The sequence below is a fragment of the Arthrobacter sp. MOO21 genome, assembly GCF_057369995.2.
On record NZ_CM170671.2, the window covers coordinates 1,537,362 to 1,558,053 of the forward strand.

Consider the following 20,692-nt stretch of genomic DNA (forward strand, 5'->3'; position numbering starts at 1 on the left):
GCGCCCTTCAGTGCCGAGCCTTGTAATTGAAGAATCCGATTCCCGGACGGGTGAACTGTCCTGGACCGACCTAGATGTATTGACCTGAGAGGTTGGTGACGCGGCTGGCCGGTGGCTGACCGTTGAGTGAGGTGTGGCCTCGATGATGATTGTAATGATGGAGCCAGTCGGCGAAAGCGGCAACACGCTCGGCCTCTGAGGCGTAGGGACGGGCGTAGGCCCATTCGTCGAGCATGGTGCGGTTGTAGCGCTCGACTTTGCCGTTTGTCTGAGGCCTGTAGGGTCGGGTGCGTTTGTGCTTGATGTCCGGGCCCAGAGCGTCTTTGAATGCGTAGGAGCGGTAGCAGGATCCGTTATCGGTCAGGACCCGTTTGACAGTGATCCCGTGGGACTCGAAGTAGGCATTGGCGCGTTCCCAGAATCCGGCCGCAGTGTCCTTTTTCTCATCGGTCAGGATCTCCGTGTAGGCGAGCCTGGAGTGATCATCGACGGCGTTGTGCAAGAAGGCGTGACCCGGTCTCCGGTTCGCCGCGGTACCGGTCTTGTTCCGGTTTCCGGCGGCCCTGCCGACACTGCGGTGTCCGCCGCCGTCAGGGATCCGTCCAAGTTTCTTGATGTCGACGTGGACCAGGTCCCCGGGGCTGTGGTGCTCGTACCGGCGAACCACCCGGCCCGTGGCCCGGTCCATCCACGCCAGCCTCGCCAGCCCAAACCGGGACAGCACCCGGTGCACCGTGGAGGGGTGAATGCCCAGCAGATAGCCGATCCGTGCCGGGCCCCAGCGCCGGTTGACCCTGATCGCGACGATCCGCCGCTCCCGCCGCGTGGAGGTCCGACGCGGGGAGTTGATGGGCCGGCTGGAGCGATCACCCATCCCGTGCTCCCCGTGCTCCCGGTAACGGGCCGCCCACCGCGCTGCGGTCGTCACGGACACCTGGAATCGCTCAGCAGCACGGCGCAGCGGCCACCCGTCATCGACGATGCACCGGGCCAGCCGGAGCCGTCCCTTCGGCGTCAGAAGCGCGTTAGCATGGGACATTGAAGACCTCCTTGTGGATCGGACTCTTAGACAAGCCCCACTCCACTTGGAGGTCTTCTTTTTGTCACCTAACCACGCCGCATGTTCCTAACCTCCGTGGTCAATACACCTAGACCGGCGCGCGGTGGACACTATCCGCGTCCTGGCTGCGGACGCCGTGGAGAAGGTGGGCAATGGCCACCCCGGAACGGCGATGAGCCTGGCTCCGGCTGCCTACCTCTTGTTCCAGAAACTGATGCGCCACGACCCGCGGGACCCGGACTGGATCGGCCGTGACCGGTTCATCCTGTCCCCCGGGCACACGTCCCTGACGCTGTACATCCAGCTCTTCCTTTCCGGCTACGGCCTGCAACTGAAGGACCTGCAGGCGCTGCGCACCTGGGGTTCACTGACCCCGGGCCACCCTGAGTACAAGCACACGGCCGGCGTGGAAATCACCACGGGCCCGCTGGGCCAGGGCCTGGCGTCTTCGGTGGGCTTCGCGTACTCCCAGCGCCGGATGCGCGGCTTGTTCGACGCCGACGCCGCTCCGGGTACCAGCCCCTTCGACCACACCATCTGGGTCATCGCGTCCGACGGCGACCTGCAGGAAGGCGTTACTTCCGAGGCTTCCTCGCTTGCAGGCCACCAGGAACTGGGCAACTTAGTTGTTGTCTACGATGAGAACCACATCTCCATCGAAGACGACACCGACATCGCCTTCACCGAAGATGTCCTGAAGCGCTACGAGGCCTACGGCTGGCACACCCAGCGCGTGGACTGGACCCGGACCGGCGAATACAAGGAAGACGTCCAGGAGCTGTACTCGGCGCTGCTGGCAGCGAAGGCTGAAACGTCCAAGCCGTCCATCGTCTCGCTGCGCACGATCATCGGCTACCCGGCGCCCAAGAAGCAGAACACCGGCAAGATCCACGGCTCTGCCCTGGGCTCGGAGGAAGTCGCCGCCCTGAAGGAAGTCCTGGGCTTCGACCCGGAGAAGTCCTTCGAGGTGGACGAGGACGTGCTGGCCCACGCCCGCGCCGTCGTTGACCGCGGCGCCCACGCCCGCAAGGCCTGGGAAGAGTCCTTCAACGCCTGGCAGTCCGCCAACCCCGAGGCCGCTGCCCTGCTCGAGCGTGTCGAGGCCAAGGAACTTCCCGAAGGCGTCCACGCAGCCCTGCCCGTCTTCCCCGCCGGCAAGGACGTCTCCACCCGTGCCGCATCGGGCAAGGTGCTGAACGCACTCGGCCCGGTCCTGCCCGAACTGTGGGGCGGCTCGGCCGACCTCGCGGAATCGAACAACACCACCATCGAAGGCTCGCCGTCGTTCGTTCCCGCGTCCAAGCAGACGGACGCCTGGTCCGGCAACCCCTACGGCCGGGTACTGCACTTCGGCATCCGCGAGCACGCCGCCGCCTCGATCGTGAACGGCATCGCCCTGCACGGCAAGACCCGCGCGTTCTCGGGCACGTTCCTGATCTTCAGCGACTACCAGCGCCCGGCCATCCGCCTCGGTGCCCTCATGGGTGTCCCGTCCCTGTACGTCTGGACGCACGACTCCATCGGCCTCGGCGAAGACGGCCCCACCCACCAGCCGGTGGAGCAGCTGGCCTCCCTGCGCGCCATCCCGGGCCTGGACGTCGTCCGTCCCGGTGACGCCAACGAAGTCGCGGCAGCATGGAAGGCCATGCTCGCCAACCACGAAAACCCGGCAGGCATCGTCCTGACCCGCCAGACCATCCCCACCTGGGAGCGCGGCGACGGCGACGCCACCGGCGACACCTTCGCATCCACCGCAGGTGTGGCCAAGGGCGGTTACGTACTGGCCGAGGCGTCCAAGGACGGCCAGACCGTGGACGCCCAGGTGATCCTGATCGGCACCGGCTCGGAAGTCCAGCTCGCCGTGCAGGCCCGCGAAGCGCTGCAGGCCGAGGGCATCGCCACCCGCGTGGTGTCCATGCCGTGCGTTGAGTGGTTCAACAAGCAGGACGCCGCCTACCGCGAGGCAGTCCTGCCGGCAGCGGTCAAGGCCCGCGTCTCGGTCGAAGCCGGTCTGGCCCTGGGCTGGAAGGAGTTCGTCGGCGACGCCGGACGCTCCATCAGCCTCGAGCACTACGGCGCCTCCGCCGATTACAAGCGCCTGTTCCAGGAATTCGGCATCACCGCGGAAGCTGTCACCGCCGAGGCAAAAGACTCCCTGTCACGCCTGCAGGCCTGACACCTACGTCACCAGGGCTGCCCTGCAGGCACTGCAGGGCAGCCCTCCCCCGGGATGATACTGCCCGAAACTGACATCGCCACCCATCCCACCCGACCCGTCAAAAAGGGGGTAGGCCCATGCCCAAAGCAGCACCGAGGAACCTGTCACGGGACAGGGATCAGAACAGCCCGGCGCTCTCCCCCACCAACGGCAATCGCAACTGGTCCCGCTCCTCCCGCAACGGCAGTGAGATCGAATGCTGGCTCACCGACATGGACGGCGTTCTCGTCCATGAAAACCAAGCTGTGCCGGGCGCGGCTGAACTGATCCAGCGCTGGGTGGATACCACCTGCTCGACAAGCTAGACGGCACACGACTCAGAATTCCGCACGCCGTAGGCTAGCCCGTCCTGTGGGCCTGAAGCACACCCCAACCTGACAAATTCGGCGGCTGGTCTTGACTTCTTTCTGAGAGAAGCCTAGAACTCAACCTGACGGGTTCAAGGTTGGAGGCGATCAGTGGCCGGACAGCGGATCGGGTACGTGCGCGTGAGCACCCTGGATCAGAATGAGAAACGCCAGCTGGAAGGACAGGTCCTGGACCGGGTCTTCACGGACAAGGCCTCCGGCAGGGACACCGCGAGGCCAGAGCTTACGGAGTTGCTGCGGTTTGCCCGGCACGGGGACACCGTGGTGGTTCACAGCATGGACCGGCTGGCCCGGAACCTCGATGACCTGCGCGCTCTGGTCCAAAACCTCACGCGCAAAGGTGTGCGGGTGGAGTTCGTCAAAGAAAGCCTGGTCTTCACCGGCGAGGACTCCCCCATGGCAAACCTCATGCTCTCCGTTATGGGAGCCTTTGCTGAATTCGAACGCTCCCTCATTAGGGAACGCCAGCGGGAAGGGATCGCGCTGGCCAAGCAGCGCGGCGCCTACAAAGGACGGAAAAAGACGCTCACCCCAGAACGGGCGGCCGAACTCGTTCAGCGCGCCGGCAGCGGTGTTCCAAAGGCCCTCCTTGCCCGTGATTTTGGGATCAGCCGGGAAACGGTCTACCAGTACCTCCGCCAGGCTAAACTCTCCTAAGCCCTCCCCCGGCTGCGCCGTCCATGTGCAGTAGCCATTGTGGCGCTAGCTTGACGGAATCTCCATTATCGGCTCTTTGCGTGGACCGTGTCGGGGGCGGCGGGGCCTCTGCCGGCAATCGATGACTGAAGCACCGTCCTCAGAGTGTATTCAGCGCTTCCATGGGGGTCCCCGGACCAGATGACCACCCTGCGTCTTCTTCCGGCACCAGGATCAGATCGAGGTAGCCCTTGAGGATGCCGGGCACGTCCACGGTGTCAGGATTGAGGAGCCACTCGGTTTGAATTCCTTCCCATAGAGCCACGATGGTAGGTCCCGCGACATCAGGGTCGACGCCCGGCCTGAGCCGGCCAATGCTCGCCAGATACCGCAGTTCCCCGCTGTATTCCTTCCGGAGGCGGGCGAAGCGCTGGACGAAGTAGTTACGGGCGGGGTGGTCCTCAGTTGTGGCTTCCCCGGAGAGTACGGAGTAGAGCTCTACGAGGTGGGGAAGCCCTTCATTGTGCTCCGCCTGCCGCACGATGGTTTCGGCAAATCGCTCCCGTGTTCCCGGGGTGCTCGTAGATATCCGGTCACGGTACTCGAGCACCGCAACAAGCAGCTGCGCTTTGGTGGGGAAATGGTGCAGGAGTGTCGTCTGACTAATCCCTGCCCGGTCCGCAACGTCCTGGATACTGCCGCCGTTGTAACCCCGTGACCCGAAGACCTCTACCGCAGCTTCAAGAATTTGCCGTTGACGCTCAGCGGTCTTGGCGTAGGGGCCGCGCGGTCCTGAGCGTGCGTTCGCCTTCTTAGTCATAGAATCCAGTCTAATTTCACGAAACCCGAGCATTCACTCGGGTTTCATGTTAGCCTTGTCACGTCGGGCCATCCGGCTCCGGTGCCGCGTCCGCGGCGCTGACCATAACGAAGTGGGACTCATGCCATCTTTGACACGACGACAACTCCTTTGCGGTGGGCTCGGCGCCTCCGCCCTCACCCTTCTCACCGGATGCGCCACTCCGGGAACTGTTTCCGTCAATACCGCACCTGCAATTCCTGCCGCCAGTGCCGGTGAGAAAGTGACCCTCACGTACTGGTCCTGGCTCAAGAACGTCCAGAAGGTTGCTGACATCTGGAACGCCAGCCACCCGAACGTCCAGGTCGAGACCGTATGGATCCCCAGCGGCAACCGCGGCGGGTACTCCAAGCTTTACGCCGCGCTAGCGGCCGGCGGCGGCCCTGACCTAGCGCAGGTTGAAATGCGCACGGTCCCCGAGTTCATGCTCGTCAACGGGCTCGTGGATCTCTCGCGCTACGGTGCCCGTGACTATGCGAACCGTTACGACCCCGCACTGTGGAGCCAGGTGAGTTTCTCCGGCGGTGTCTACGGCATCCCCCAGGATTCGGGGCCAATGGCCACGTTCTACCGCCCGGACGTCTTGGCTAAAGTAGGCGCCTCTGCCCCAGCGACGTGGGAGGAGTGGGCAGCCGTCGGGCAGGAGCTGCGCAGTGTCGACGCTTATATCGACTGTTTCTCCCTCGCGGACACCTCCTACTTCGTGTCTTTTGCCGCGCAGGTTGGTGCCCGCTGGCTGCGTCCAGCCGAGGATGGATGGGTCATCAACATGACTGACGATTCAACGCTGAAGGTCGCGCGGTTCTTTGACCGGGCCATCGATGACGGCATCGTTACTACCGCTTACGGCCCCTTTACTCCCGGCTGGTACGCGGCGGCCTCGAGCGGGGAGGTCGCCTCACTAACGAGCGGCAGCTGGGCCGATGCGCTTGTACAGAGCGTCAGCGGCGGAGCTAGAAAGTGGCGTGTGGCGCCTATGCCCATCTGGGACTCAACGGGATATGGGTCGAGTTACCTTGGCGGGTCTACCGCGGCTGTCCTGGCTAACAGCAAACACCCCCGCGAGGCCCTTGAGTTCGCTGTCTGGATGACGTCCACTCAGGCCGGCATCGACGCCGAGATCGCCAACAGTGGCATCGGATGGTCGCCCGTGCCGGGCATGATCGGTGCCACGCGTGAGAAGCCATCCGACTTTTTCGGGGGGCAAAACTACAACCAGAACGTCATCGTGCCAGCGAGTAAGTCGCAGAACATGGACTGGTCTTGGTGGCCCGTCACCACGCAGTCCTTCAACATTTTGAGCGACGGGTTTCGTCGTAAGGCATCGGGCACGAGCTTCGTCGACACCGTAGTGGCTGCCGAGCAACAGATCATGACCGCCTTCAGGAACAAGGGCCTGACGATTAGGAAGGAGCAGGCATGAGCATCGCTGCAGAAACAGCACATCCGGCAGTACCCAGGCGGGAGGGCCGTGACCGGGCAAGGCAACAGCGTCGTGCCGTCACCAGCGCACCCTGGATCCTGCTCGCACCCTTCCTGGCACTCTTCGCCCTCACGTTCATCTTCCCGATCATCGCTGCGGTCGGTTCAAGCTTCACAAAAGTGACCCGCAGTGGCCTCTTCGGCGAAACGGGCGTCCACTCCGGGTTTGCGGGTTTCGAAAACTATGCCCGCGCACTCGGAGACGGAAGCTTTGTCGCCTCGATCGGCCGGGTGCTGCTCTTCGGTATGGTCCAGGTCCCTGTCATGATCGCCCTTTGTACGGTTCTTGCGCTCCTGCTGGAGTCAGCCTCGGCTAAGTGGCCCGGTTTCTTCCGCGCCGCGTATTTCATGCCTTACGGCGTGCCAGGTGTCATCGCGACCATCCTCTGGTCGTTTCTTTACGTCCCGGGCCTGAGCCCGCTGGTGGACGCGGCCGGGTCTGTGGGCCTCACCGTGAACTTCCTTGGCCCGGATACCGTGCTGTGGTCCATCGCCAACATCGTTACGTGGAGCTACACGGGCTACAACATGCTCATCGTCATAGCCCAGCTTAAGTCGATCCCCGGCGAGATATATGAAGCTGCGCGCGTGGACGGTGCCGGGCCCTTCCGTGTCGCGTGGACCATTCAGCTGCCGCTTATCCGGCCCGCTCTCGTGCTCACAACGGTGTTCTCGATCATCGGCACGCTTCAACTTTTCGCCGAGGCGCAAGTCCTTCAGACTGTGGCTCCGGCCGTCGACAGCCAATACACCCCGAACCTCTCCGCCTACACCACTGCCTTTGCATACAACGACTACAACGTCGCCGCAGCCCAGGCCGTGCTCATTGCCCTCGCGGCCTTCATCCTCTCCTTCACCTTCCTCCGGTTCACGAACAGGAAGTCCTCATGACTGCCACTCCCACCCTTCGCCGGCCCCAGAGCGTCGCCGGGGAGCCACCTGTGACGCGGCGCCGACGCCCGGGCTCCACAACGATTCTTGTCACGGGGCTGCTTGTCGTAGCCGCGCTCTACTTCCTGGTCCCGGTCTATTGGGTGGTGGTCGCTGCGACCAAGACCAGCGGAGACCTGTTCGCGACCAACGGTTTCTTGTTCGCGCCTAATTTCGTCCTATGGGACAACCTGGCGAACGTCCTCTCCTACGGGGACGGCGTCTTTGTGCGCTGGTTCCTCAACTCAATTCTGTATGCAGGGGTTGGCGCATTGGCCGCGACGTACTTCGCCGCTGCTGGCGGCTACGCCTTGGCCAAGTACAACTTCCGGGGCAACAGTCTCATCTTCGGGCTCGTCCTCGGAGGCGTCCTCGTCCCCGGCACCGCCACAGCCCTGCCCCTGTTTCTGTTCTTCAGCCAGCTCGGCATCGCCAACACGTACTGGAGCGTCCTGTTGCCCTCACTCGTCTCGCCGTTTGGCCTGTTTCTGTGTCGGGTTTATGCGCAGGCAACAGTGGATCCGGCGCTGTTGGAGGCTGCGCGAATCGACGGCGCGGGCGAACTTCGCATCTTCCACTCCGTGGGGCTGCGGGTTCTCACTCCCGCCCTGGTGACGGTGTTCTTGTTCCAGCTCGTGGGCATCTGGAACAACTACTTCCTGCCGCTCGTGATGCTCTCCGACTCGAAGCTGTTCCCCATCACGGTAGGTCTGAATAACTGGCTTAGCCAGGCAGACCGGCTCCCGGAGTTCTACCAGCTGACCACCGGCGGCGTACTGCTGTCTGTCATCCCGCTCGCCATCGCCATGATCGTCCTTCAGCGCTTCTGGCGTGGAGGCCTCACAGAAGGAGCCGTCAAATGAGCCCCCGTCCAGCGGAGGCCACAGCCTCCACCGCCTACGTCACCGACCCGGGCCCGGGAGAAGGACGGCGAGAACCGGCCCGTTCCTGGCTTCACACCGACGCCCCGTCCCTGTCCCTCGACGGGCAATGGCGATTCCGACTCCTCAAGGGAGTCCCCGGAACACCCGGCGGGCGTGGGGTGCTGTCCCCGGGGGAGGCCGCGGAGGCGATGGCCGCTGCGGAGTACGACGACTCTTCGTGGGCGTCGCTGACCGTACCCTCCCACTGGGTGCTCCAGGGCGACGGATCGTACGGCCGCCCGATCTACACGAACGTGCAGTTCCCGTTCCCAATCGACCCGCCGTTCGTCCCCGACGAAAACCCCACCGGGGACTATCGCCGTACGTTCGAGCTGCCCGACGGCTGGAAGGCCGACGACACAGGCGGCGAGAGCCGCGTCGTCCTGCGCTTTGACGGCGTCGAATCCCGGTACAAGGTATGGGTCAACGGCACAGAGATCGGATGGGGCGCCGGAAGTCGCCTCGCCCAGGAGTTCGACGTCACCGACGCCGTCAGCACAGGTACCAACACCATCGCAGTCCGCGTCCATCAATGGTCCGCTTCCAGCTACCTCGAAGACCAAGACCAGTGGTGGCTGCCGGGAATTTTCCGATCGGTGACCCTCTTGTCCCGCCCGGCCGATGGCATCGAGGACGTGTGGCTCCGGACCGGCTACAACGACGGGGCGGGGACCCTGGAACCGGAAGTGAAAGCGCCGGCATCGTCGTACCCTGTTCGCCTCCGCGTACCCGAGCTCGGCATCGACGTCGAGTGGGCCAATCCCGGTGATGTTGCACCGGTACCTGTTTCTGCCGTCGAGCCCTGGACCGCCGAAACCCCGCGGCTCTACGATGCGACCGTGGCCAGCAAGGCCGAGACGGTGTCACTGCGGATCGGCTTCCGCACCGTAGAAATCGTGGGAGACCAATTTCTGGTCAACGGACGCAAAGTGGTGTTCCACGGTGTCAATCGCCACGAGACCCACCCCACGCTCGGCCGCGTCTTCGACGAGGACTTCGCCCGCGAGGACCTCGCGCTCATGAAGCGCTCCAACGTCAACGCAATCCGTACCAGCCACTACCCGCCCCACCCGCGACTGCTCGAGCTCGCGGACGAGATGGGCTTCTGGGTAATCCTCGAGTGCGACCTCGAAACGCACGGGTTCGAGCGGCACGGCTGGGCCCGGAACCCGAGCGACGAGCCGATGTGGCGCGAGGCGCTCCTTGACCGGATCGAACGGACCGTGGAGCGGGACAAGAACCGTCCCTCGATCGTCATGTGGTCCCTCGGCAACGAGTCCGGCACAGGACAGAATCTCGCCGCTATGTCCGCGTGGGTGCATGCACGGGATGCGGGCAGACCAGTCCACTACGAGAACGACTACGCCGGCGCGTACACCGACGTGTACTCCCGCATGTACGCGACACTGCCCGAGGTGGAGACAATCGGCCGCGACGGCGACACCACACCGCTGCTGGGCTGCTCCCCTGCCGAGGGGGCGCGGCAGCGGACCAAGCCGTTTATTCTGTGCGAGTACGTCCACGCAATGGGCAACGGGCCCGGGAACATATCGCTGTACGAGGACCTCATCGCGAAATACCCGCGGCTGCACGGCGGGTTCGTCTGGGAGTGGCGCGACCACGGTATCGCCGCCCGTACCGCGGACGGCACCGAATACTTCGCCTACGGCGGCGACTTCGGCGAGGAAATCCATGACGGCAACTTCGTGCTCGACGGCCTCATCCTCTCCGACTCCACGCCCTCGCCGGGACTATATGAGTTCAAGACCGTCGTGGCGCCCGTGAGACTTGCCTTTGACGGGCTCGAGCCGGGCGGCAAGCCCTTTATACGGGTGACCAACCTGCGACACAGCGCGGATCTGGGAGACATGGTCTTTCGCTGGCGGATCGAGGACGACGGCGAACCAGTCGCCTCCGGTGAGCTCGCCGTCGATGGGCTCGACGGCGGCCCACTCACCCCTGGCGCCTCGGCCGCGGTCCCCCTTCCGGTGTCCGCCGAGGGATGCACTGGAGAGGTATGGGTGACCGTCGAGGCGGTCCTCGAGCAGGATGCCGGGTGGGCGCATTCCGGGCACGAAGTCGCCTCAGCGCAGGGCCGCCTCGCGTCGCCCGCGAGGCGCCCGCTGCCGTTTGCAGCCGGGCTCCTGGGCGGAAATTGGCGGCCGGGAGAAGGCGCCGGGCTCCTGGAGCTCGGGCCGGCAGTCTTCGATGAAGGGCGGCTCGTTACACTCGCTGGCCTCCCTGTGGATGGGCCCCGGCTTGAGCTGTTCCGGGCGCCCACGGACAATGACCGCGGCGAATCCCGGGGCGGATACATCGACACCGACCCTTGGGCACCAGACGCAGACGGCATCCCGGGTGTAGGAGCTCCCGGGCCTTCGTCGGCAGCGCGTTGGCACGCGGCCGGTCTGGACCGGCTGCACGGGCGTGTTGAGGCAGTCGAAGTGCTCGATGACCGTGCCCTCCGCGTGCGCACCCGGTACGCCGCGGCGGACCAGGTGCGCACCGTCACCGTCGAGGAGCAATGGATTCTCGACCCCGAAGGTTTGTGGCTGCGGGTGGACATTCTGCCATCCTCCGATTGGGACGGTGTGTGGCCCCGTGTCGGTGTGCGGTTCGGGCTGCCCGCCGACGTGGACGCGGCGTCATGGTTCGGGCTGGGACCGCACGAGTCCTACCCTGACAGCCTCGAAGCCGCGCTTGTGGGACGGTACGCAGCCGGGATCGATCAGCTCGCCGTGCCGTATGCGTGCCCGCAGGAGACCGGTCACCGCGGAGGTATGCGCTCCCTCGACCTGCTCCGGGGCTCGGAGCCGTGGGTACGGGTAGACGCGTTCGCGGACTCGCGGGGCCGCCTGCCGGGCTTCACCCTGAGCCGGTACACGGCCCAGGAGCTCGCCGCGGCCCGGCACCCGCATGAGCTGCCCGCGGCCACGCGTTCATGGTTATACCTCGACGCGGCCCAGCACGGGCTCGGCACTCGCTCGTGTGGCCCGGATGTCTGGCCCGAGTCCGCCTTGGCGCCGGAGGCGCGGACGCTCACCTTCCGCCTGGCGGCCTCCGAATGACCAGCCTCGTGATGTCCAGGATGAGCGCCGATACCGTTCCGATCTCAGGTAGGCAGACCACGCTGCGCTGCGGCCCCTACACCGCCGAAATAGCCAGCGTCGGTGCATCGTTACGCTCCTTGCGCTACAACGGCAGGGACCTGATTCTCCCCTTTTCGGAACATCAGGTCCGCCCCGCCTACCGAGGGGCAGTATTGGTGCCTTGGCCTAACAGGGTTATCGCGGGACGGTATGAATTCGAAGGCGTGGAATACCAGCTCGGTATCAACGAACCGAGCCGGGGCCACGCACTTCATGGCCTATTGGCCTGGGAAGACTGGTGCCCGGTTAAATCCGACGAGTCCTCGGCCATTCTGTCCACCGTCGTTCAAGCGAGGAGCGGTTACCCCTTCCGCCTGGACGTACAGGTGTCCTACCAGCTGGACTTTTCCGGGCTGCACACCACTGTTACAGCCACCAACACCGGCCCCGGCTCAGCACCTTACGGGGCCGCCGGGCACCCATACTTGGTCGCCGGGGAGGGCCGGGTCGACGACTGGATTCTCGAGCTGCCCGCACGAAAAGTGCAGCAAGTCACCCCGGACCTTTTGATACCTACAGGAGTTAGCGACGTTTCAGAGGACCGACACTACGACTTTGTTGCCCCCCGCCCCATCGGTTCCATAACACTCGACCATGCCTTCACTGATCTCGTACGTGACAACGAAGGTTACTCAACCGCACGCCTGACTACATGGGACGGGTCCGGAACTTCGATGACATGGGGTCGGGACTGCCCCTGGGTGCAGATACACACAGCCGACCTCCCAGATGCGGAATCCAGCAGAGCCGGCCTGGCAGTAGAACCAATGACCTGTCCGCCTAATGCCTTCAACACCAGGACAGACCTCATAGTCCTCCTCCCGGGGCAGAGTCATACCGCGAGCTGGAACATCGAAGCGATACCAGCCAACCCAACCCACACCCGCTCATGAAAATCCTGGTCACAGGGGGCACGGGCTATATCGGTTCCCACACCGTTCTTTCCCTGCAGGAAGCCGGCCACGACGTGGTCGTCATCGACAACCTGGTCAACTCCAGCGAGGAATCGCTGCGCCGCGTAGCGGAACTCAGCGGCAAGACCGCAGAGTTCCACCACGTCGACCTCGTGAACGAGGCAGCCATCGACAAGGTCTTTGCCGGCGCAGCCATCGACGCCGTCATCCACTTCGCTGGCCTCAAAGCGGTGGGCAAATCTGTGCGGGAGCCGTTGAAGTACTACTACAACAACCTTGTAGGCACTCTGAACCTGATCCGCGTCATGGACAGGCATGACGTCCGCTCCATCGTCTTCAGCTCCTCCGCCACCGTCTACGGCGAACGCAACCCCATCCCCTATGTGGAAAAGATGGAGATCGGGGCCAACAACCCCTACGGGCGCACCAAGGAACAGATCGAGGACATCCTCTCCGACCTCGGCGCTGCCGACCCGCGCTGGCACATAGCCCTGCTGCGCTATTTCAACCCGGTGGGTGCACACCCATCCGGACGGATTGGCGAGGACCCGCAGGGTATCCCCAACAATCTGGTGCCGTTCATCGCCCAAGTGGCCGTGGGCCGCCGCGACAAGCTCATAGTCTTCGGGGGCGACTACGACACCCCCGACGGCACCTGCCTGCGCGACTACATCCACGTGGTGGACCTCGCCGAAGGACACGTCGCGGCGCTGAACTACATCGCCGGAAGCACCGGCGTCTTCCGCTGGAACCTCGGCTCCGGCAAGGGCTCTTCCGTCCTGGAGGTCCTGCGCTCGTTCGAAAAGGCGGTGGGTAGGCCCATCCCTTACGAGATCACCGGCCGCCGCGCGGGAGACCTGCCCGCGTTCTGGGCCGACTCCAGCTCCGCTCTGGCTGACCTGAGCTGGTCCACCACCAAGACCGTGGACCAGATGTGTGAAGACCACTGGCGCTGGCAGAAAAACAACCCCCAAGGCTATATATCCCGCCGAAAATGAACTGTAGGAGCAGTGGATAAATGCAGACAGAGAACTCCACCTGCACGGACTTCCACGAGCACGAACGCATCCAACACGATTCCATCACCGTTCATGTGCACACACGAACCCGTTTGGATGCAGCTGTCGAGGCCGCCGTCCAAGAACTCGCTGTTTGCGCGAGAAATCGGAGGCAGGGAATTCTGGTGACTCGGACGGCTCCGGGGACTGTCATCGTACGCCTCGACCCCGATGTTCCCTGCGGCATGAGCTACGAACAAACTACCTGGTAATACGAGAAGGCGATAAGTCGAATCAGCCTTATGGCTGTATCGGGCTTTTCTGATGGACCCCCTTCCAACACGGCAACTCTAGGAATTACGCATGAAAATTGGAATCTTCACCAGCGGTGGCGACTGCCCCGGATTGAACGCGGTCATCCGCGGCGCCGTGCTGAAAGGCATCGCCATCCACGGACACGAGTTCGTCGGCTTCCTCGACGGATGGCGCGGCGTGGTGGAGGGCGACATCATCGACATCCCCCGCACCATGGTCCGCGGCATCGCCAAGCAGGGCGGCACCATCCTGGGCACCTCGCGCACCAATCCGTTCGAAAATGGCGGTGGCCCCGAGGTCATCAAGGCCCACCTGGACCGCCTGGGCGTCGAGGCGATGATCGCGATCGGCGGTGAAGGTACCCTGGCCGCGGCCAAGCGCCTCACTGACGTCGGCCTGAAAATCGTCGGTGTTCCGAAGACCGTGGATAACGACCTCGACGCCACTGACTACACCTTTGGTTTCGACACCGCCGTGCAGATCGCTACCGAGGCCATCGACCGGCTGCGGACCACCGGCGAGTCCCACCACCGGTGCATGATCGCCGAAGTGATGGGCCGCCACGTGGGCTGGATCGCGCTGCACGCCGGAATGGCCGCCGGCGCCCACGCCATCCTCATCCCCGAACAAAAAGTCAGCATCAACCAGATCACCCAATGGGTAAAGGAAGCCCGCCACCGTGGCCGCGCACCCCTGGTGGTCGTCGCAGAAGGCTTCATTCCCGAACATATGGACGGGGCTTATTCCGAGCGTGGCCTGGACACCTTCGGCCGTCCCCGCCTGGGCGGCATCGCCGAGCAGCTCGCACCTGAGCTGGAAGCCCGGACTGGCATTGAAACCCGCGCCACCATCCTGGGCCATATCCAGCGCGGCGGCGTCCCCTCCGCCTTCGACCGGGTTCTGGCCACCCGCCTCGGGATGGCGGCCATCGACTCCGTCGTTGAAGGCTACTGGGGCACCATGGTGGCCCTAAAGGGAACGGACATCCAGCACGTCAACTTCCATGAAGCTCTGGGTCAGCTCAAGACCGTCCCGCAGAAGCGTTACGACGAAGCGGCCGTCCTGTTCGGCTAACACTCAAAAGACAAACATTATTCGCGAACGCTATGCTCCCCGTCACAAAGCTGCTCAGCGTCTGCTGCAATGAAGCTCGAGGACGACATGCAAACAAGCACGACGCCGAATCAAGACCAAACAAACACCCACTCTTTCGCACCGTGGCAGCCTGTTGACGACTGGACTGTGCTGACCAACCAGGACGTCGAAGTTCACACTCACGGCAGCGTGACCGACCGCGGGCGGGTCGAAGCTGTCATGGCCGACGGATCTCTACTGTGGCTGATGCAGGACGGAGCCCACAGCCGGCGCGTTGTAGAACAACAACCAGGAACGTACATTCGCCGTATCTGGAACTGACAGCGATCGTGTCGGGGGGACCAGATGTGCACTCAAGCTTCAACGGCCAACGGCTCGCACCTCATGGTCCAGATGGTGTAGCTCAAGGGCGCCTCGTCATTGAAGCACACCCCAACCTGATGTCAAAACCGCCTGAGCAGGGAGGGGTTAGGCCTGTGGGCGGAGTTCCTGCTTGTTCTCAGGGGCCCGTCCAGCCACGACATGTGACATCTCCACCCCCTGCCCCAAACGGGACGTCATCAAGTCCAGATTCTTTGGACTATTTGACTCTTCTCGAACTACCCCACCCCGTTTCCTTCCCTTCCGACTGTCAGGGTGGGATCTAAGAACATCATGAGCCACCGTCAATAAAACGGAATTTCGCACTATTCTGACGCCACACACGGAGCGGCGGTGCCGGGATGAAAACCGGAGGACGTAGGGCCAGAGCGATTGATGCATGACTTGGCGGCCAGCAGCCGCCAATCCGTGCGCCCCTCAGGCATGGAGCGGTTGGGAGTGGGCAACCGATGGCAGGTTCCCCGGCCGGTGGGACGACCTGAATGGCCCCGATACTACCGCCTCCCCTGGACCGTCTTGCTTCTGGTCGAGAGGCTGGTTATCGTGGCAGGAGTTTCACCACTTTCACCAGTTTCACCCAGTTTCACCCGAGGAGGGTGCGGTGCAGAATCCCTTCAAGCCGACGGCCGGAGCTACGCCTCCCGAGCTGGTCGGGCGGGCCGGGCTGCTCGACGAGTTCGAGTATGGCCTGCAGCAGGGTTCCGGAGCCCCTGGGCTCTTGACCATCATCACTGGCTCCAGAGGCATCGGCAAGACGGTCATGTTGAGCGAAGCCGAAGGTATCGCCCGAAATCAGGGGTGGGCCGTGATCTCCCGGACAGCCACCCCAGGTTTCCTCGCCGGAGTTGGCGACGACATGCTCCGCCTCCTTGACGAACTCGGGGACGGGCCTCCGTCCCGGAAGATCACCGCCTTCTCCGCAGCCGGGTTCGGACTGACAACCCAGCTCCCTCCGGAACGGTCCGTGGACTGGCGCCGGACCGGGAACGAACTGCTGCGCCTGCTGGACGCCCAAGGCACAGGACTGATCATCACCATCGACGAGATCCATGCCGTCGACAGGACAGAAATTGCCCAACTGGCTGCCGACGTCCAGCACTTCATCCGCGACGGGCTGCCGATCGGCCTGATTTTCGCCGGCTTGCCATCAGCCGTGTCCGACCTCCTTAACGAAGGAGTGGCCACCTTCCTTCGGCGGGCCGACAGGATCAATCTCCACGAAGCAGCCATCGCCGAAGTCACCGCATCGTACAGCGAGCTCTTCAACCAGGGAGGCATCAGCATCTCCCCCGACCTCATCCAAAAGGCCGCCGAAGCCACGGAGGGGTATCCCTTCCTGATCCAACTGGTGGGCTACTACCTCTGGCTCGAAGCCGACAAGGCAGGATGGAAACTGGACCAGACCAACGTTCAGCGTGGAATCGCTGCCGCCCAACGACGGAACACCTTAGTAGTCGTCGAGTCAGCACTGTCGGACATCTCGGACAGAGACCGCGAGTTCCTCGACGCCATGGCCGCCCAAGACGGACCCTCTGCCGCCGGCCAGATCGGCGCCATCCTCAAAGCCAAGCCCAACGTCATTTCCAAATACCGGAACAGGCTCATCTCTGCGGGCCTGATCGAGTCCGCCGGCTACGGCAAAGTGGACTTCGCAATCCCGGGACTCCGCCAATACCTCCGCGAGTAGGTTGACGGAATATCCATTATCGGCTCTTTTAAGCACCGGAGTAGAACTAGTTGCTACGAACTTCCCGCGGCCAATCGAGGAGTTAGGCGTGTTCGTATGTCAGAAGCAGTTTTGTATCCATTCGCGATCATGGCGTCATGCTGGTGGGCCCGGCTTCGTAGGCCGCTATTTTGCGGATCCTTCGAATGTGGCGTTCGTCGTTGCTGAAGGGTTCGGCGAGGAACGCCTCGATCAGTTCGGTGGCTTCCTCCACGGTGTGCTGGCGTCCGCCGACCGCCACTACGTTTGCGTCGTTGTGCTCGCGGGCGAGGGTGGCGGTGGAGAGGTTCCATGCGAGGGCGGCACGTACGCCTTTGACCTTGTTGGCGGCGATCTGCTCACCGTTACCGGAGCCGCCCAGCACGATGCCCAGGGCGTGCACGCCTGCCTGCTGGTCGGCAACGACGGCCAGGGCGGCGTTGATGCAGAAGGAGGGGTAGTCGTCCTGGGGGTCGTAGACCTGGTCTGGACCCGTGTCGCTTTGCCGCTGCCTTTTTCATTCACCTGAGACCACCTGCTCCTTCGAATTGGGTGACCATCGTAGTCGCGGGGCGCTGACACTTTTGGGCAGCCGGACACACCAGCGGGACCACTAGGCACAGCATGTCCACAGCCTGACCCGGACCGGATCAGGGACCTGCGCAGAAGTGCGTCAGCGTTATCCACCGGACACTTCCGGCGTGTCTGAGCCTCCGGGAGTGTCGGCGACCATCGAGGGATATCGCCGGGAAATACTCCTCAAGTCACGCCACCTTGGAAAAACCTTGGGAAACCGCCCCTGTCGGCCCCCTAAATAGGGGTGACGGGGCGGCAGTCGAAATACTAAGCTCCCGATGTGGTCGCCGCGATGAAGCGGCCAGAGAACGTACAGACGTTCGTCGTCCCTCAAACGGGATGCTTCAGACGTCTCGGTATCGCGTGCCAATGGAGGCATGCACATCGCCATCTGCTGGGGATTGGCGGATCCACAATCGCAGCTTTTACGCACTGCTGAGGAACAATCATGAAAAAGATTTTGCGGGCGCTCGTGTCAGCGGCCCTACTCGCTGGCCTAACCTTGTCCGCCCCACAGGTGGCCACCGCCCAGGAAACTATCGGCCCTTTCCCGGCATGTCCGAATTTCGACGTTTCCCTTACCATCTCTGGCGGCAACCAAGCACTACGCCAAACGCGCGTGAAAGACGGCGTGATCTACACCATCACCGCAGGAAGCGGAACAACAATCACGTTCAATGCCGTGGACAAGAAAGGAAACATACTCAAATCCGTCACGTTCGACACGAAAGGCTCCGTCACCAAGACGGCGACAAGCGGTGACATCACGACGTTCCAGATCACGGGATTCGGGACGCTCCTTCTCTTCCCCACCGATCCAGGTGGGCCATCGACCACGGTCTACAACGGCAAGGTTACTTTCACCCTGGCCGCTGATGGGACTCTGATCAGCACCGTTGTCAACAGCGGGCGCACGTTCGACATCTGTTCCGCGCTGTCGTGACAGTGGCGATCTGATATCCAGCCACCAGTCAATAACTCGTGGGGAAGCGGCCCCGGCCTGGTATCCGGGACCGCTTCCTTGATGAGACGCGGAGCATATCATCCTGCTTCTCACGTTTTGCGGGGAGGAATGTGCCCTTCCCGGGAATGTCCACAATTTTCACGAACTTGGGGGACGCGCAGAGCCTGAGACGGTGGAAACGTAGTGGCCAGCTTGGCGTCCTGCCGACCCTTAGGACCCCAGATAGAGCACGCCAACGTGACAGCAAGCGTTCCAGCTTGCCGCGCCTTCAATCACCCATAGAGTAGCCAGATCGGCCTCGGTGCGACGCGCAACCCAAGCAATGGCGCGGTTGATCCCGGCGCCCGTCGCTGGGAACTCCCGGTTTTCGATCCGTTCGCCGTTCGCCGCGGCGATGATGGCGAAGGCGTGCTTCCGGGCGTGGGTGTCGACACCCACGACAAACGGATGGGAATACGCAACGATAGTCATAGCGGTTCTGGCACCTTCCTCATTTCGCGGACATGGTCAGGCCGTTACGGGCCGGTACCAGTCCCGGGTAGAGGTCACTTCGGAACAGCACTGTGACGAGCCACGCCCCCGCGCGGGAGCGGACAATCTTCTGATCAAGTCACCGAGGTGGGCCGGGCAGGTGCCGGCCGCCCACCTACGGCCGGACAAGTCGATAACAGGGCACCCAACGGGGGCCAAGCGTTCAGATGAGTCACAACCACACGCCGGAGGAACGGCCGGAACCTACTCTGCCAGCCAATCCCGGACCAGCCACGACAATCCTCACAGGCGTTCGCACAACGGGAGTAGAAGTAGCTCGAGAACGGCACAGGACAATTTCCGGGTTCTCCCAGACCAGGTGCTTTGAGTCTGTGAATGTCGCCGCGCTCGTCGTATCCAACAGCATGTATGCCGCAGGCATGGCAGCGACCACGCCGACCCAGCTGATAACGCGCCGGCCGTTCGTCGGTTCACTTATGCACGGGAACGTGCACGTATCCCATTTTTTCGCTGATTTCCTGGGCGGCCTGTTTGAGCTCTTGGATCAATCCGGGGATCTTTTCAGGTTCGAACCTGAAGGACGGGCCAGAGATGCTGACGGTTCCAATGACACTACCCTCGTGACCTCGGATTGGAACGGCGATGCCGTTCAGTCCGTCCTCCAGTTCTCCATGCACCGTGGCGTACCCGGATGTCGCTATTTCCAGGAGTTGCGCCTCCAGCTCGTCGCGGGAGGTGATGGTCTGCCTTGTCACGGCGGGCATGCCCAAATCATTCAAAATGCGATTGCGCTGTGCGGATGAGAGCGATGCGAGGAACACTTTTCCGCTTGATGTGGCGTGAATGGGTGTCAGGCGGCCCATCCAGTTCTCTGTGGCAGCGAGCGTGGAAGGACCGAAGGCTTCGTCGATGTTAACGACGTGGTTCGAACTCAAAACCGCCAAATTGACGGTTTCCCCGAATTCGGCGGCGAGGGCTTTGAGGACAGGGCGGGCTTCCCTTGTCAGATCCAGTCGGACCGGTATGGCGTTGGCCAGGTGCAGGATGCCAAGTCCCAGCTGATACTTTCCCCGCCCGCTAGCCTGTGCCATTCCCTGTGCTTCCAGTGCTTTAAGAAGCCGGGAAATCGTGGACTTGTGCACTCCCATTTCCTCAGCGACTTCCGTCACGCCGGCACTGCCGGTGCGGGCCAGAATCCGCAGAACGGCGATTGCCCGGTCAACTGACTGCAGGCTCCCGCCCTGAAGCTCTGCGTTTGCGTTCGACTCAACCTGCGCTGGAATAGCCATGTCTTCATACTCTCAGATCTCGTGCTCCCGGCTCACAGTCGCACGGACATACCTTCCTTGTTGGCTTTTAGGTTGCAGGATCATGTGTGGGGGATCCCGCCACGAGCACAGCTCCAGCAGTCCCGCGGCAGGCTGGGCGGATCGCAGATCCTGTCACCGACGCCGCCTGAAACAGTCACCTGCGACAGCGTTTGCAGGCTGAAGGGACGAGGCGCAAAACCGCCGTAGCCGCCGGAAACGCTTCGTCGATCAGCACGACGACAGCACGTGTTCAGATTTGAGCCGCACGCGAAGCTCACAAAGCTTCTCTCCCAGCGAAGCCACCCTTGCCGCAGCCG

At 63.2% G+C, this 20,692-nt stretch carries 15 protein-coding genes and 3 pseudogenes; 13 read left to right on the forward strand and 5 right to left on the reverse strand.

Annotation, left to right across the window (positions count from 1 at the left end; genetic code table 11):
* Positions 1-70: 70 nt before the first annotated feature.
* The gene (locus tag AC2JAJ_RS07120) at positions 71-1,039 is read right to left on the reverse strand and encodes an IS481 family transposase (RefSeq protein WP_486416363.1); all 969 of its coding nucleotides are present in this window, start codon (positions 1,037-1,039) and stop codon (positions 71-73) included.
* Positions 1,040-1,163: 124 nt separating this feature from the next.
* Here AC2JAJ_RS07120 and tkt point away from each other — a divergent pair, with 124 nt between their 5' ends.
* The 3 genes and pseudogenes from tkt to AC2JAJ_RS07135 all read left to right on the forward strand — a co-directional run bounded on the left by tkt (position 1,164) and on the right by AC2JAJ_RS07135 (position 4,303).
* Entirely contained in the window at positions 1,164-3,236 is a 2,073-nt protein-coding gene (tkt, locus tag AC2JAJ_RS07125) for a transketolase (RefSeq protein WP_501053429.1), read from the forward strand.
* A gap of 233 nt (positions 3,237-3,469) precedes the next feature.
* A pseudogene (locus AC2JAJ_RS07130) lies at positions 3,470-3,568 on the forward strand (TIGR01457 family HAD-type hydrolase); the annotation flags it as partial.
* Positions 3,569-3,736: 168 nt separating this feature from the next.
* Positions 3,737-4,303 (forward strand): recombinase family protein, encoded by a 567-nt coding sequence (locus AC2JAJ_RS07135; protein ID WP_486416362.1) that lies wholly within the window; start codon positions 3,737-3,739, stop codon positions 4,301-4,303.
* 139 nt (positions 4,304-4,442) lie between these two features.
* On the opposite strand, the gene AC2JAJ_RS07140 is transcribed toward AC2JAJ_RS07135, so the two are convergent.
* A complete protein-coding gene (locus AC2JAJ_RS07140) occupies positions 4,443-5,102 on the reverse strand; it encodes a TetR/AcrR family transcriptional regulator (RefSeq protein WP_454483523.1) in 660 nt (219 codons plus the stop codon).
* A 121-nt stretch (positions 5,103-5,223) separates the two neighbouring features.
* Between AC2JAJ_RS07140 and AC2JAJ_RS07145 the strand changes: the two genes are divergently transcribed.
* The 9 genes from AC2JAJ_RS07145 (at position 5,224) to AC2JAJ_RS07185 (ending at position 17,015) form a co-directional block, all read left to right on the forward strand.
* Entirely contained in the window at positions 5,224-6,564 is a 1,341-nt protein-coding gene (locus AC2JAJ_RS07145; protein ID WP_486416361.1) for an ABC transporter substrate-binding protein, read from the forward strand.
* Positions 6,561-7,514: a carbohydrate ABC transporter permease gene (locus AC2JAJ_RS07150; RefSeq protein ID WP_486416360.1), complete on the forward strand. Its 954-nt coding sequence runs from the start codon at positions 6,561-6,563 to the stop codon at positions 7,512-7,514. The genes AC2JAJ_RS07145 and AC2JAJ_RS07150 overlap by 4 nt, the downstream gene beginning before the upstream one ends.
* Positions 7,511-8,416, forward strand: coding sequence for an ABC transporter permease subunit (locus AC2JAJ_RS07155; protein ID WP_501053431.1), 906 nt, complete (start codon positions 7,511-7,513; stop codon positions 8,414-8,416). Before AC2JAJ_RS07150 ends, AC2JAJ_RS07155 begins: the two co-directional genes overlap by 4 nt.
* Entirely contained in the window at positions 8,413-11,544 is a 3,132-nt protein-coding gene (locus tag AC2JAJ_RS07160; protein ID WP_174182142.1) for a glycoside hydrolase family 2 TIM barrel-domain containing protein, read from the forward strand. Before AC2JAJ_RS07155 ends, AC2JAJ_RS07160 begins: the two co-directional genes overlap by 4 nt.
* Before the next feature lie 20 nt (positions 11,545-11,564).
* The gene (locus tag AC2JAJ_RS07165) at positions 11,565-12,518 is read left to right on the forward strand and encodes an aldose 1-epimerase family protein (protein WP_028271807.1); all 954 of its coding nucleotides are present in this window, start codon (positions 11,565-11,567) and stop codon (positions 12,516-12,518) included.
* Positions 12,515-13,537 carry a UDP-glucose 4-epimerase GalE gene (gene galE, locus AC2JAJ_RS07170; RefSeq protein WP_486416358.1) on the forward strand — a complete coding sequence of 341 codons (1,023 nt, stop codon included), beginning with the start codon at positions 12,515-12,517 and terminating at the stop codon, positions 13,535-13,537. The genes AC2JAJ_RS07165 and galE overlap by 4 nt, the downstream gene beginning before the upstream one ends.
* Before the next feature lie 363 nt (positions 13,538-13,900).
* Positions 13,901-14,926, forward strand: coding sequence for an ATP-dependent 6-phosphofructokinase (locus AC2JAJ_RS07175; protein WP_486416357.1), 1,026 nt, complete (start codon positions 13,901-13,903; stop codon positions 14,924-14,926).
* Between the two features lie 69 nt (positions 14,927-14,995).
* Positions 14,996-15,268, forward strand: coding sequence for a hypothetical protein (locus AC2JAJ_RS07180; RefSeq protein WP_454483530.1), 273 nt, complete (start codon positions 14,996-14,998; stop codon positions 15,266-15,268).
* A 661-nt stretch (positions 15,269-15,929) separates the two neighbouring features.
* Positions 15,930-17,015 (forward strand): DUF8462 domain-containing protein, encoded by a 1,086-nt coding sequence (locus AC2JAJ_RS07185; RefSeq protein WP_321214885.1) that lies wholly within the window; start codon positions 15,930-15,932, stop codon positions 17,013-17,015.
* Between the two features lie 127 nt (positions 17,016-17,142).
* On the opposite strand, the pseudogene AC2JAJ_RS07190 reads toward AC2JAJ_RS07185, so the two are convergent.
* Positions 17,143-17,532 (reverse strand): annotated as a pseudogene (locus AC2JAJ_RS07190) (RpiB/LacA/LacB family sugar-phosphate isomerase); the annotation flags it as partial.
* A gap of 525 nt (positions 17,533-18,057) precedes the next feature.
* On the opposite strand from AC2JAJ_RS07190, the gene AC2JAJ_RS07195 reads away from it, so the two are divergent.
* The gene (locus AC2JAJ_RS07195; protein WP_486416356.1) at positions 18,058-18,552 is read left to right on the forward strand and encodes a hypothetical protein; all 495 of its coding nucleotides are present in this window, start codon (positions 18,058-18,060) and stop codon (positions 18,550-18,552) included.
* Positions 18,553-18,819: 267 nt separating this feature from the next.
* On the opposite strand, the pseudogene AC2JAJ_RS07200 reads toward AC2JAJ_RS07195, so the two are convergent.
* Positions 18,820-19,044: pseudogene (locus tag AC2JAJ_RS07200) on the reverse strand (IS110 family transposase); the annotation flags it as partial.
* A 491-nt stretch (positions 19,045-19,535) separates the two neighbouring features.
* Positions 19,536-20,354: an IclR family transcriptional regulator gene (locus AC2JAJ_RS07205; RefSeq protein ID WP_486416355.1), complete on the reverse strand. Its 819-nt coding sequence runs from the start codon at positions 20,352-20,354 to the stop codon at positions 19,536-19,538.
* Positions 20,355-20,692 lie beyond the last annotated feature (338 nt).

Excerpts from the sequence above, each read along its gene's own strand:
- AC2JAJ_RS07155 (WP_501053431.1), top strand. The coding sequence starts at position 7,511 with ATGACTGCCACTCCCACCCTTCGCCGGCCCCAGAGCGTCGCCGGGGAG.
- AC2JAJ_RS07195 (WP_486416356.1), top strand. The coding sequence starts at position 18,058 with ATGAAAAAGATTTTGCGGGCGCTCGTGTCAGCGGCCCTACTCGCTGGC.
- AC2JAJ_RS07120 (WP_486416363.1), bottom strand. The coding sequence starts at position 1,039 with ATGTCCCATGCTAACGCGCTTCTGACGCCGAAGGGACGGCTCCGGCTG.
- AC2JAJ_RS07165 (WP_028271807.1), top strand. The coding sequence starts at position 11,565 with ATGAGCGCCGATACCGTTCCGATCTCAGGTAGGCAGACCACGCTGCGC.
- AC2JAJ_RS07150 (WP_486416360.1), top strand. The coding sequence starts at position 6,561 with ATGAGCATCGCTGCAGAAACAGCACATCCGGCAGTACCCAGGCGGGAG.
- AC2JAJ_RS07175 (WP_486416357.1), top strand. The coding sequence starts at position 13,901 with ATGAAAATTGGAATCTTCACCAGCGGTGGCGACTGCCCCGGATTGAAC.
- AC2JAJ_RS07205 (WP_486416355.1), bottom strand. The coding sequence starts at position 20,354 with ATGGCTATTCCAGCGCAGGTTGAGTCGAACGCAAACGCAGAGCTTCAG.
- AC2JAJ_RS07160 (WP_174182142.1), top strand. The coding sequence starts at position 8,413 with ATGAGCCCCCGTCCAGCGGAGGCCACAGCCTCCACCGCCTACGTCACC.
- AC2JAJ_RS07145 (WP_486416361.1), top strand. The coding sequence starts at position 5,224 with ATGCCATCTTTGACACGACGACAACTCCTTTGCGGTGGGCTCGGCGCC.
- AC2JAJ_RS07180 (WP_454483530.1), top strand. The coding sequence starts at position 14,996 with ATGAAGCTCGAGGACGACATGCAAACAAGCACGACGCCGAATCAAGAC.
- AC2JAJ_RS07140 (WP_454483523.1), bottom strand. The coding sequence starts at position 5,102 with ATGACTAAGAAGGCGAACGCACGCTCAGGACCGCGCGGCCCCTACGCC.
- galE (WP_486416358.1), top strand. The coding sequence starts at position 12,515 with ATGAAAATCCTGGTCACAGGGGGCACGGGCTATATCGGTTCCCACACC.